Annotated in this window: 14 protein-coding genes; 3 read left to right on the top strand and 11 right to left on the bottom strand. The window is 63.4% G+C overall.

Annotated elements, in window-relative coordinates; genetic code table 11:
• Positions 1 to 12: 12 nt before the first annotated feature.
• From AC0L7I_RS05105 to cls, 3 genes are all read right to left on the bottom strand, one after another.
• Entirely contained in the window at positions 13 to 450 is a 438-nt protein-coding gene (locus AC0L7I_RS05105) for an ExbD/TolR family protein (RefSeq protein WP_473398464.1), read from the bottom strand.
• A 3-nt stretch (positions 451 to 453) separates the two neighbouring features.
• Positions 454 to 1,167: a protein TolQ gene (gene tolQ, locus AC0L7I_RS05100; RefSeq protein ID WP_473398463.1), complete on the bottom strand. Its 714-nt coding sequence runs from the start codon at positions 1,165 to 1,167 to the stop codon at positions 454 to 456.
• A 224-nt stretch (positions 1,168 to 1,391) separates the two neighbouring features.
• Entirely contained in the window at positions 1,392 to 2,849 is a 1,458-nt protein-coding gene (cls, locus tag AC0L7I_RS05095; protein WP_473398462.1) for a cardiolipin synthase, read from the bottom strand.
• A 70-nt stretch (positions 2,850 to 2,919) separates the two neighbouring features.
• On the opposite strand from cls, the gene AC0L7I_RS05090 reads away from it, so the two are divergent.
• A complete protein-coding gene (locus AC0L7I_RS05090) occupies positions 2,920 to 3,657 on the top strand; it encodes an endonuclease/exonuclease/phosphatase family protein (RefSeq protein ID WP_473398461.1) in 738 nt (245 codons plus the stop codon).
• 25 nt (positions 3,658 to 3,682) lie between these two features.
• Here AC0L7I_RS05090 and AC0L7I_RS05085 read toward each other — a convergent pair whose 3' ends face one another.
• Positions 3,683 to 4,135 carry a YbgC/FadM family acyl-CoA thioesterase gene (locus tag AC0L7I_RS05085; RefSeq protein ID WP_473398460.1) on the bottom strand — a complete coding sequence of 151 codons (453 nt, stop codon included), beginning with the start codon at positions 4,133 to 4,135 and terminating at the stop codon, positions 3,683 to 3,685.
• Positions 4,136 to 4,214: 79 nt separating this feature from the next.
• On the opposite strand from AC0L7I_RS05085, the gene AC0L7I_RS05080 reads away from it, so the two are divergent.
• Positions 4,215 to 4,568 (top strand): DUF983 domain-containing protein, encoded by a 354-nt coding sequence (locus AC0L7I_RS05080; protein WP_473398459.1) that lies wholly within the window; start codon positions 4,215 to 4,217, stop codon positions 4,566 to 4,568.
• On the opposite strand, the gene ruvB is transcribed toward AC0L7I_RS05080, so the two are convergent.
• From ruvB to AC0L7I_RS05045, 7 genes are all read right to left on the bottom strand, one after another.
• Positions 4,569 to 5,597 (bottom strand): Holliday junction branch migration DNA helicase RuvB, encoded by a 1,029-nt coding sequence (gene ruvB, locus AC0L7I_RS05075; protein WP_473398458.1) that lies wholly within the window; start codon positions 5,595 to 5,597, stop codon positions 4,569 to 4,571.
• On the bottom strand, positions 5,594 to 6,214 hold the full coding sequence (gene ruvA, locus AC0L7I_RS05070) for a Holliday junction branch migration protein RuvA (RefSeq protein WP_473399113.1): 621 nt from the start codon (positions 6,212 to 6,214) through the stop codon (positions 5,594 to 5,596). Before ruvA ends, ruvB begins: the two co-directional genes overlap by 4 nt.
• A complete protein-coding gene (gene ruvC / locus AC0L7I_RS05065; RefSeq protein WP_473398457.1) occupies positions 6,214 to 6,717 on the bottom strand; it encodes a crossover junction endodeoxyribonuclease RuvC in 504 nt (167 codons plus the stop codon). Before ruvC ends, ruvA begins: the two co-directional genes overlap by 1 nt.
• Positions 6,718 to 6,798: 81 nt before the next feature.
• Positions 6,799 to 7,899, bottom strand: coding sequence for a Rieske 2Fe-2S domain-containing protein (locus tag AC0L7I_RS05060; protein ID WP_473398456.1), 1,101 nt, complete (start codon positions 7,897 to 7,899; stop codon positions 6,799 to 6,801).
• Between the two features lie 8 nt (positions 7,900 to 7,907).
• Positions 7,908 to 8,345 carry a protease inhibitor I42 family protein gene (locus AC0L7I_RS05055; protein ID WP_473398455.1) on the bottom strand — a complete coding sequence of 146 codons (438 nt, stop codon included), beginning with the start codon at positions 8,343 to 8,345 and terminating at the stop codon, positions 7,908 to 7,910.
• A 68-nt stretch (positions 8,346 to 8,413) separates the two neighbouring features.
• Entirely contained in the window at positions 8,414 to 9,187 is a 774-nt protein-coding gene (locus AC0L7I_RS05050; protein WP_473398454.1) for a hypothetical protein, read from the bottom strand.
• Complete coding sequence (locus AC0L7I_RS05045) at positions 9,188 to 10,078, bottom strand: hypothetical protein (RefSeq protein ID WP_473398453.1); 891 nt, start codon at positions 10,076 to 10,078, stop codon at positions 9,188 to 9,190.
• Between the two features lie 181 nt (positions 10,079 to 10,259).
• Between AC0L7I_RS05045 and lepA the strand changes: the two genes are divergently transcribed.
• Positions 10,260 to 12,065 (top strand): translation elongation factor 4, encoded by a 1,806-nt coding sequence (lepA, locus tag AC0L7I_RS05040; RefSeq protein ID WP_473398452.1) that lies wholly within the window; start codon positions 10,260 to 10,262, stop codon positions 12,063 to 12,065.
• Positions 12,066 to 12,196 lie beyond the last annotated feature (131 nt).

Here is a 12,196-nt window from a genome sequence, read left to right as displayed (position 1 = left end):
TGAAGGCCCCCGCTATTTCTTCTGTTCGGTGACGAAGGCGAGGCGCGTATAACCGGCCGCACGCACTTCGGACGTCACTTCCATGATCCTGCCATAAGGGACGGACTCGTCGGCGCGCAGGTACATCTGCTGCTCGTAGCCCTCGCCGATGATGGCGGCAAGCTTGGCGCCAAGTTCGTCCACGGTCACTTCCGTATTCTGAATATATACCGACCCGTCGGCCTTCACCGTGATCGCCAGCGGCGCATCGTTCGGCTCCGTCTTGATCGGCCCGGACCGTGTTTTTGGCAGGGCGACATCCTCGCCGCGCACCAGCAGGGGTGCCGTGATCATGAACACGATCAGCAGCACCAGCATGACGTCGACGAACGGCGTGACGTTGATTTCGGCGTTCAGCGCCCGGCGCCCGCGCCGCCCGCCCTTGCCGCCAGATCCGAGGATCAGTCCCATGGCCTAGTCCCTCGCGGCGTCGGACGCGCGGCGCGACAGGCGCACCAGGACATCCTGCGAAAACGTGTCGAGCTGATCGCCGAACCTGGTCAGGTCGCCGGTGAACTTGTTGTAGAAAATAACTGCCGGAATGGCCGCCACCAGGCCCATGCCGGTGGCGAACAGGGCTTCGGCGATCGGGCCGGCCACGGTACCGAGGCTGGTATCCTGCTGGGCCGCGATGTTGAGAAAGGCGTTCATGATGCCCCAGACCGTGCCGAACAGGCCGATAAAGGGCGAGGCCGATCCGATGGTTGCCAGCACGCCGAGACCAGTTCCGGCCTTGCCGATTTCACGATCGACCGTCGCTCGCATGGATCGCTCCGCACGGTTGACGAGCGCAGCCGATTCGCCCGGTTGCGATTGCCCGCGCTTGGCATCCGACCATTCGCGCGCAGCCGACGCAAACACGCGGCTGGCCGCGTCGCCGGCAACCTGGCCGGGGCGCATGTCAAAATCCTCGGTACGACCGCTCCAGAACGCATCCTCGAACTGCTTGGCCTTCTTGCGGGCGCCGCCGAGCGAGAATGTCTTTTCAGCGATCACCATCCACGACCAGACAGAAGCGGCCAGCAGGCACAACAGTACCAGTTTGACGATCGGGTCTGCATCGAAAATCAGTGAGAGTAGCGAGAAGTCACTATTGCTGGCGGCCGTGCCAATCGCTTCGGATTCCATGAGATTCCCTGCTCCTTGAAGTCTGCGGGCAGCACGTGCTCCGCATATGAGTCTGTGCCGTCGGCGCGGAGCCTCGGCGTCTGCCCCTGTTTCACTGCCAAATCTGGCGGAAACACGGCAGGCACGCGAGTTTCCGCAGCTGGTTAACCGATAGCGGCGTTTGGTTAAGGATTAGTGGCTGACGGCCATGTTCGCTGCGCTGCAGCAATGACGCCTGAAGCCGGCTAGAGAATCGGTGCGGCGAGGCGCAGGACATTCTCCTTCATGCGCCGCCAGTTCGATCGTGTCGCCCAGGCTTCGGGATCGATATAGGTGCATCGGTCGAGATAACGTTCGCGCATCTGGTCCAGGACATCGGATACGTCCTTGTCATAGGCGATCAGGGTCAGTTCGAGATTCAGGTAGAAGCTGCGTGTGTCCATATTGACCGTGCCCACCATCGAAATCGTATCATCGATCAGGACACATTTCGTGTGCAGCAAGCCGTCGGAATAGCGGGCGATGTTGATACCGGCCTGCAGCAATTCTTCGAAAACGGACTCGCTGGCATATTGGGCGAGTTTCGAATCAATCTTTTCCGGCACGATCACATCCACGGCAACACCGCGTTTGCGCGCCGCCTTGAGCGCCAGTGTCAGCGTCTCGTCGGGAATGAAATAAGGCGTGATGATCGACACCCGCCGGTGCGCGGCAAAGATCGCCGAAACCACCCATTCATGGATCGGGCTGTCGCGCGTTTCAGGGCCGGACGGCAACAGTTGCAACGCCACGTCCCCGGCCGGCGGTGCGTCAGGCCGATCGGTCGGCAGGTCGCGCAGGGCCTCCCGGTCAACGTCCAGGCCAACGCAGTCGAATATGTAATCGGCATTGAACACGCAGCCGAGCGAATCGACGATCCGCCCCTCCAGCCGGAACATCGTGTCGACCCACTCGCCGACCGACTTGTTCTTCTTGAAGAATTTCGGGTCCACCAGGTTGAAGCTGCCGATATAGCCAATTGACTGGTCGATCGCGATCAGCTTGCGATGATTGCGCAGGTCAGAGCGTTGCGACAACGACTTGACCAGTCCGACAGGCAGCGACGGCTCGACATCCACGCCAGCGCTGCGCAGGCGCTGCAGCCAGCTGGACCGGAACAGGGCCTTGCTGCCGAAACTGTCTGCCAGGAGGTTGCAGTCGACCCCGCGCCGGGAAGCGCGCACCAGCGCCTCCATCACGGCGGTCACGCGCCCCTCGGGTTCGACAATGTAGAATTCAAGGAAACATGTCTTGGTCGCCTGGTCGATATCAGCGACAATCCGGTCGAGTATGTTGCCCGCGTCTTCAAGCAGTTCCAGCTTGTTGTCGTGTGTCACCGGGAAACCGGAATGAGTCGCCACGCTCTGGCTGAGCGCCCGCATTGTGTGCGAGGCGTCCAGTGCCACGTCCTGCAACGGGTCTTCGGCAATGCCATACTTGCGCGAATAGAATTGCCGGATGCGCGCGCCCTGGCTGAGGCGCTTGCGTCCCATCCGATGATCTCCGAACAGGAAAAAGAAAAAGATGCCAATATAGGGCAAGGAGAACAGGATGATGATCCAGGCGAGCGTCGTGCTCACCGCCAGCTTGCGATAAAGCAGCCGTATCGTCAGGGCGACCGAGATCAGGATATGGAGGGCAAATACCAGTGAACTTGGTAACAAGGCAGTCCCCTTCGACCCGTACTGTCGAATGCCGGCTGGAACACGCGGCTCCAAACGCCATATGAGCAGCATGAGCCACTCACTCGAGATTCTGACCTGGAACATCCAGGCCGCTATTGGCACGACCAGGTATTCGCAATACCTGACCCGCGCGCATCATCAGGTATTCAATACCAGCGCCAAGCGGTCCACGCTGGAAAAAATCGCGGAAATCGTCAAAACCTATGACGTTGTCTGCCTCCAGGAGGTCGACCTGGGGGGGCGACGGTCCGGTTTTACCTGCCAGGCCGAGCAGATCGCGACCCTGTCGGGCCATTCGCATGTCGCTGTTCAGCGCAACCGGACGATTCCAGGCATCTCGCTACACGGCAACGCCATTCTCAGTCGGTACGCCCTGTCTGATATCCATGATTTCAAGCTGCCGGGGCGTGTGAAGGGCCGCGGCTGCCTGATCGCCAATGTGCAGGTGGGACGGGGGATATCGGTGGCAAACCTACACCTCAGCCTCGGCCGGGACGATCAGGCGACCCAGCTTGAGGCGATTGGCGAGCACCTGCCGCGCAGGAACCCCTTCCTGGTCGTCGGGGACTTCAACTGTACGCATAGTTCCACTCATCTCGAAACATTTGCCACGGCCAACAAGGCGCAAATCGCCAATCATCCGCAATTGCCGACCTTCCCCTCCTGGCGCCCGCAGCGCGATCTCGACCATATCGTCTATTCGGACCGGGTAAGCCTTGAGCACCGGCGCAGTCTTGCCCTGCAACTGTCCGACCACCTGCCCGTTTCGGCCGAAATCCGTTTCTGATCCAGCCTGGAGGCAATTCCAGCCTTCAACCACGCCAGACGAACGCTTCCAGGTGTTCGGCCACTTCACGTATGGGACGACGAAGCCGCCCGTCGGAATGGATCATCACCGCGGTGATCTCGGCTTCGGAAATCAACTGGCCGTCTCGCAGGCAGGCCTGTTCGAACCGGATGCGCGGTCCGTCCATGCCGAGATAACGCGTGCGGATGTGCAGCAGGTCATCCACCTTGGCCGGGCGCTTGTAGCTGACATTCACATTGGTCAACGTGAAGGCCGCCGGGTCTTCGCGCTCCAGCAGCGACTGGTGCGAAATGCCCGCATCGCGCAAATGGTCCGACCGTCCGCGCTCGAAGAAGCGAAGGTAATTGGCGTGGTAGACCATGCCGGTGAAATCTGTGTCTTCGTAATAGACGCGCACCGTGATCCAGTGCTGGCGGTCTGCATCGAAATTCTTGTCGTCGAGTGTCGGCTGGGTCATGCCCTCCGCGTTAGCAGATCACCCCTGCGGCGTCATCCCGGCTGGCGGACGCACCCAACCCGTGCCACCCCCTTGCCCCATGCCTGCACGCCCCGGCCTCACCTCCATTCTGCGCGGCCTGCGCGGACGCTGCCCGGCCTGCGGCAAGGGCCGCCTGTTTACCGGCTACCTCCGGCAGGCGCCTGCCTGTTCCCATTGCGGCGAACCGACTGGCCAGATCCGCGCCGAGGATGGCCCGCCCTGGCTGACCGTGTTGATTCTCGGGCCTTTTCTTGCCCCGCTCACGTTCCTCGTTTCAATGAAAACAGCCTTGCCGCCCTGGTTCAGCCTGCCCGCGTTGGGCACCGGCGTCGTCGCCGCCGTGCTCCTGCTGCTGCCTCGCGTGAAAGGCGCCTTCATCGGCCTCCTTTGGCGAATGCAGAAGGGCGAATAGCTATTTCTCGGTGAACAGGCCGGACTGCGCGCCGCCCGGCACAGGCAGGCCAAGCCGCTCATAGGCCAATGGCGCCGCAGTGCGCCCGCGCGGGGTGCGGGCGACATAGCCCTTCTGCATCAGGTAGGGCTCGATCACGTCTTCGACCGCATCGCGCGCCTCTGACAGGGCCGCTGCCAGCGTCTCGACGCCCACGGGCCCGCCCGCATAGGTGTGCACCAATGCGTGCAGGTAGCGCCGGTCGAGCGCATCGAGGCCGTCTGCGTCGATTTCCAGCCGTTTCAGCGCCCGCGCCGCGGCAGGACTGTCGATCTTCGCGCCCTCGGCCTCGGCAAAGTCGCGTACCCGGCGCAGCAGCCGCAGCGCGATGCGCGGCGTGCCCCTTGCCCGGCTGGCAATCTCGACGGCGCCTTCCTCGGTAATCGCCGCGCCCAGCTTGCGCGCCGCCGCCAATACGATCCGCGCCAGTTCTTCCGGCTCGTAGAATTCGAGCCGCAGCGGAATGCCGAACCGGTCGCGCAGCGGCGTCGCCAACAGGCCCGCCCGCGTCGTTGCCCCCACCAGCGTGAAGGGCGACAGGTCGAGCCGCACCGAGCGCGCCGACGGCCCCTCGCCGATCACGATATCGAGGGCATAGTCTTCCATCGCCGGATAGAGGATTTCCTCGACCACGGCCGGGAGGCGGTGGATCTCGTCAATGAACAACACATCGTTGGGCTCAAGATTGGTCAGGATCGCGGCGAGGTCGCCCGCCTTGGCGATCACCGGCCCGGACGTCGCCCGGAAGCCGACCCCCATTTCCCGCGCCAGGATCTGCGCCAGCGTCGTCTTGCCGAGGCCCGGCGGACCGAACAGCAGCACATGATCCAGCGCTTCCGAGCGACCGCGGGCCGCCTCGACATAGACTTTCAGGTTCGACTTCGCCTTGCGTTGGCCGACATAGTCGTCAAACGTCTGCGGGCGCAGCGCACGGTCCAGCGCGTCGCCGCCCTGCGCGTTCGGATCGGAGAGCTCCCCCTCGCGGCTCACCGGCTAAGTTCCTTCAGCGCCGCTTTCACCAGCGGGCCAACGTCAGCGTCACCCGCCGCCTGCGCAGCAGCCGCAACGGCGCGTGCCGCGTCGCTCTGGCCATAGCCAAGGTTAACCAGAGCCGAGATCGCCTCGCCGCGCGGCCCGGTTTTTGCGGCCACCGGCGCCCTCGCCATGCCGGCCGCATTGGCCGCATCGAATTTGCCAAACCGGCCCATGGGCGGCGCCTTGCCGCCAAGCTCCCCGACGATGCGCTCGGCCAGTTTCTTGCCGACGCCCTTGGCGCGCTCCAGCACGGCGGCATCGCCGAGCGCAATCGCGTCCATCAATTCAGCTGGCGTGATCGCATCGAGAATCGCCATCGCCGCCTTGCCCGCCACGCCATGCACGTCCTGCAGGCGCACGAACCAGGCGCGTTCCTCGTCGGTGCCGAAGGCATAGAGCGTGATCGCCGCTTCGGTGACTTTCGTTTCGACATGCAGCACGGCATTCTCGCCCGCATGCACACGGGCCAGCAGCCGCGTGCCCGCCTGGCAGACATAGCCGACGCCGTTGACGTCAATCAGCAGATGATCGAGGCCGAGCGCCGCAATCGTTCCGGTCAGGCGTCCGATGATCATGCCGCCCCCCGCTTCAACTCCAGCGGCAGGTGGTGCGCCGCGCAGATCGCGCAGGCAAGCGCGTCCGCCGCATCAGCCTTCATTTCTCCGGCGCGCGGCAAAAGGCGTTTGACCATGAACATGACCTGATCCTTGTCTGCCGTGCCGGTGCCGACCACCGACAGCTTGATCTTGCGCGGGGCAAACTCGGCAACCGGCAGGCTCGCCAGCGACAGGGCGGCCATGGCGGCGCCGCGTGCCTGGCCCAGTTTCAGCGCCGAGCGCGGGTTTGCATTCACAAGGGTTTCCTCAATTCCGGCCGCATGCGGCGCATGTTCGCGTGCAATCTCGGCGACGGCGGTAAAGATGCCGGCCAGCCGGGCCGCCATTTCCAGCCCCGTATCCACGGAGATGACCCCATGCGCCACATGCGCAAGGCGGGCGCCGGTCTGCTCGACCACGCCCCAGCCGGTATGGCGGAGGCCCGGATCAATCCCGAGAATGCGAATCGTCGCTGTCATCGGCCCTACCCTATCAGGCGTCGAGGTTAATGACAGCTTGCATTTTCCCCATTTGTTCCAGCTTTCCCGCAGCAGGGCAAATTAGCTCATCCACTTCAGCACACGCGGCTCGATGGGGTTGGCGAAGTCGCGGCCTTCGCTGCGGGCCTCGGTCCATTCGCGCTTCAGGCGCTGGTACCATTTGGCCTGCACGTCGATATCGTCGATCCACAGCATCGCCTTCTGGTGCGCCATCCCCTGGTTCTGCAGGTCGACCATGTCGCCGTCCTGGCGCAGGAATTTCTTCGCCATCTGGATGGCGATGGGTACGGCAAGGTGCAACAGCGGCGCGCCGGTCCACCAAGTGAACTGGGTGATGCGCGTGCGCTTGGGCGCTTCCGGCGTCAGGCAGGTCAGCGTCAGCAGGCGCGCGGTTTCGTTGGAAATGATCTCCCAGCGAAAGCCCGGCAGCTGGAAGCGGATCTCGGTTTCGACATTGCCGCCGAACACCCAGCGGTAAAGGAGGGAGTTCGACGATGGCCGGTGCCGGTCAATCGCCCAGCCGCGCGGCGCCGGAATGAACTGCTTCTCTTTCAGCTTCAGGCCGACTGACGGCGGGCGCCACCACCACTGGTTATGCACGAAGGGCACATGCGCCGGGTCCATCAGGCCGACCACGGCATCGTCCATATGCGCGTTGAACACGTCGTGGATGACGAAACCCGGCTTGTCCGGCAGCGGGCCGAATTCCGGCGGCGGCACGGCTGGCGGGGCGTCGAGGCGCGGATTGTCCGCCACGTAGATGTAGACCGCGCCATTCGCTTCATGGATGGGATAGCGGCGCACCTTCACCTTTGACGGGTCGTAGGCGCTGCCTTCGGTCAGGCTCGGCATCAGCTTGCACACGCCGTCCGTGCCGAAGCGCCAGCCATGATAGGGGCATTGCAGCGCCCATTCGCCGTCTGTCTCGAGTTGCTGGCCTGCAGAGAGGGGCACCAGCCGGTGCGGGCAGATATCGCGCAGCGCAAACGCCTCGCCCGCCGGCGTGCGGCCCACGACGACCGGCTCGCCCAGCATCATGATACGGTGCTGCTGGCCCTTTTTCAGCTCGCTCGATGGCGCGGCAAGGTACCAGCTGTCCGTCAGGAACCCGTCATCGGTGATGCCTGTCCTGGTCTGGGGAGGGGTCTGTGTGTCTGCCATGGGCCGCCTTATGGCGCAGGATTGACCGTGACGTCGAGACTCCAGGTGTCGCTGGGCGGTTCATTCTCTTCCCACGGGCGGTGCTCGACCAGGTGGAGCGTTGCCTTGCCGGTCGCGACGGCTGCCAGGTCGAACGAGAGATAGTGGTTGCCGCCGGTCACGCCGGGCTGGTTCTGGAATTCCGGATCGGTCGGGCGCGTGTTCTCACCAACCATTTCGAGGAAACCGGGCTGGTCCAGGATTTCCCAGATATAGCCGGCTGTGGGAATGCTCTCGAGTTCGATGCGCAGTGTCTGGCCCACATGCATTTCAATCTGCCCGCCATTTTGATCAGCCCCCGCATACAGCATGCCCTCCGGCAATTTTGTCACGGGGTCTGCCGCCGGGCCGGTGCAGGCTGCAAGCACGGGGCCTGCAAGGACGGCGATGAACAGGGAACGCAGCATGTGAAATCCTCCATCATGCCTTCTCAATAGCAGGAATTGGGCAGCGCGCCATTACATCACGTTGCGGGTCAGTTCCGGATCGCGCCTTCGAACGTCACCGAAGCGCCACCGGCCCGGAAATAGTCGGCCCAGAAGGCCCGGAGCCGCGCGTCCAGTTCCGGGTCGAGCGGCGGGCGGCCCGGATTGTGCGAGCGGCCGAAGCCGACAATCCTTACGTCCGCGCCTTGCACAGCCGGCAGGTAGCGAAACTTCTCCGCCAGCGCCATCGCGGCATCCGGCTCCATCGACCTGAATTCAGACCACGGAACGGCCTGGCTGTTTTCCAGCATGTCGGAGAAAATATAGACATGGTTGAACGGCTGGCCACCGGGGGGCGCCTGCGTCCATTGGGCAATCGTCGACATGATGGCCGAATGGTCGGCCGAGGCCGATCCCTGAACGGCCGGGGCCAGCGTTTGCGCCAGGCTGCCCATGAACTGGCGTTCGTCGGCCAGGGCCTTCATGCTGCTGCATCCACCAAGCATGGAATCGAGCGCGCCCTGCCCTTCGGGACAGCCCGGCTTGCACGCATTTATCAGGCGGGCCGACTGTGTGTAATGCTCGTCGATTGTTGCCAGCACGATGCGGTCGCCGGGACCCAGCTGGTCGACAACCGTGCCGATACTTTCGGTGATGACCGCGCGGTCCGTGTCGTCATAAGGCGTGGTCTGGTCGATCAGGAACAGGGACGCAGTCTGCCCGAACGCGCAATAGCCTGCAGCCTGCGCGCCCGACGGCGCCTCATCCGACGCACCCGAACACCCTGTCAGGACCAGAGCGACTGCCAGCAGGACCCGCTTCATTCAGGCGCCGAGCCTGCGCATCTGGTTGGCAAACCGCCGCTTTTCATTGGCTTCCTCGTCGGCACGCTTGGCGCGCAGTTGGGCTGCCTGCTTTTCGAGTTTGCGCTTCTGGCGGTCGACCCGTTCAAAATCGGGATGCTGGTCGTGGCAGAAATAGGCCGCCGATACGCCGACAGCGACAACCGCCAGGTTGATCAGCATGAATATCCAGCCATCGAGGCCGAGACCGGACTTCAGTGCGATGATCGCCGCGCCGCCATATTGCTGGCTCTCGAGCGCCTGGCCAAAGCCCATTTCAGGCTGCGTGATGAAGGCCAGGTATCCCTGCCTCAGGATCGAGACGCCATAAGCCAGCGCCACGATCAGGGCGATGACGAGGGCGATCTGAGCGGCTTCGCCCCACCAGTTCTTGCGCCGCGCATTGTAGCCGAACCGGCACATGATCATGCCCAGCCGGTGGGCCAGCGAAACCAGCAGGCCGCCGACAAGGAAGGAGACCAGCAGGGCCACGGCCGGGCTTTCCTGGAAAAAGAGCTCGAAACTGAACCGGTTGATCGGCACTTCGGCGATGGCGAGCGCGACCATGAAGGGCCAGTAGAACCAGCCGGAGGAATAGCGCGGCTGGCGCTGTTCGGAGGCCTGAATCTCGTCCCAGGTTTCATTCGTACGCTGAAGCTGGTCGCGAAGACTGTCCTGCCGCGGGCTCCAGCGGGTTTCGACCGCTTCCATCCGGCGCGAGAACTGGCGCTCGAGGACGTCGGCTTCCGCTTTGGCGGAGGCCGGGACGTCGGGGATATGCTCTGGGTCGGAAATGGGTGTCGGCGTCAGGTTTGGCTGACCTGGAAAGACTTGAAGGGAGGAAGAGGAACGCCCCGTATTATCAGTGCTCATAAGACACGAATCCCAAGTTTTGCCGCCCGCCAACACCTTCGCCACCAATATGTTTGCGCGAACCATGTGGCAGCTTCAAGGCGAAATGCCAGCGGCGCCTGCAATGCAGGCTGCGACCGCTGATCCGGCATGCCGCCCAAGCCCACTTCCCGTTCGCGAAAAGCGCCGCTATATGCGGCCCATGACCCCACGCGACAAAATCCGCAATTTCTCGATCATTGCCCATATCGACCATGGCAAGTCGACGCTCGCCGACCGCCTGATCCAGGCCTGCGGCGGGCTGACCGACCGTGAAATGTCCCAGCAAGTGCTCGATACGATGGATATCGAGAAAGAGCGCGGCATCACGATCAAGGCCCAGACCGTGCGCCTCAGCTACACCGCGCAGGATGGCGAAACCTATACGCTGAACCTGATGGACACGCCGGGCCATGTCGACTTTGCCTATGAAGTCAGCCGCTGCCTTGCCGCCTGCGAAGGCTCGCTGCTCGTCGTCGATGCCAGCCAGGGCGTCGAGGCCCAGACGCTGGCCAACGTCTACCAGGCCATCGACCAGAACCATGACATCGTGCCCGTCCTCAACAAGGTCGACCTGCCGGCGGCCGACGTCCAGCGCGTCAAGGACCAGATCGAGGACGTGATCGGCCTTGATGCCTCCGACGCGGTCGAAACCTCGGCCAAGACCGGCCTCGGCATTCCCGACGTGCTCGAAGCCATCGTCAAGCGCCTGCCGCCGCCGCGCGACGGCGACGCCACCAAGCCGCTCAAGGCCGCGCTGGTCGACGCCTATTACGACCCCTATCTCGGCGTCGTCGTCATCGTCCGCGTGCATGACGGCGTGCTGAAGCCGAAACAGTCTATCCGCATGATGCGCACCGGCGGCGTCTACGAGATCGACAAGATCGGCACGTTCAACCCGAAACTCACTGAAACCGACGCGCTCGGACCGGGCGAGGTCGGCTATTTCGTCGCCTCCATCAAGGAAGTCGGCGAAACGGCGGTCGGCGACACGATCACCGAGGACAAGCGCCCGTGCGAGAAGGCCCTGCCAGGCTATAAGGAAGTCCAGCCGGTCGTCTTCTGCGGCCTGTTCCCGATGGATGCCGGCGACTTTGACGACCTGCGCGCCGCCATGTCCAAGCTGCGCCTCAACGATGCCAGCTTCACCTGGGAGATGGAAACCAGTGCCGCGCTCGGCATGGGCTTCCGCTGCGGTTTCCTTGGCCTCCTCCACCTCGAAATCATCCAGGAACGCCTCAGCCGCGAGTTCGACCTTGACCTGATCGCGACGGCGCCCAGCGTGGTCTACGAGATTACCATGACCGACGGCACCGAGATCGAGCTGCACAACCCGGCCGACATGCCGGACGTGGTCAAGGTCGCCGAAATCCGCGAGCCGTGGATCAATGCCACGATCTACACGCCCGACGAATATCTCGGCGCGATCCTGAAACTCTGCCAGGACCGCCGCGGCATCCAGAAAGAGCTGTCCTATGTCGGCGGCCGGGCGATGGTGAAATACGAACTGCCGCTCAACGAGGTCGTGTTCGACTTCTATGACCGCCTGAAATCGATCAGCCGCGGCTATGCCAGCTTCGACTATGAGATCGTCGGCCACCGCGCCGAGAATCTCGTGAAGCTGCAGATCCTCGTCAACGAGGAGCCCGTCGACGCCCTCGCCATGCTGGTCCACCGCGACCGCGCCGAAAGCCGGGGCCGCCAGATGTGCGAACGGCTGAAAGACCTGATCCCGCGCCAGATGTTCAAGATCCCGGTCCAGGCCGCGATCGGCGGGCGCGTCGTCGCCCGCGAGACCATCTCGGCCATGCGCAAGGACGTGACCGCCAAATGCTATGGCGGCGATGCGACCCGCAAGAAAAAGCTTCTGGAAAAACAGAAGAAGGGCAAGCAGCGCATGCGCCAGTTCGGCAAGGTCGAGATTCCGCAGGAAGCCTTTGTCGCGGCGCTGCGGATGGATAACGATTAGGGTCCTTTCGAGGCGCTCACCCTGAGTTTCTCTTCCCCCTTCTCCCTCCGGGAGAAGGGTTGGGGATGAGGGGTGATGGCGTCGCTGCGAGCGCAAGTGTTTGTGGCCGGTCCCGTGTCCCCTCACCCCTA

This window comes from Hyphomonas sp. J20-32, from assembly GCF_055808555.1.
This window is presented reverse-complemented; position numbering and strand designations above follow the sequence as displayed.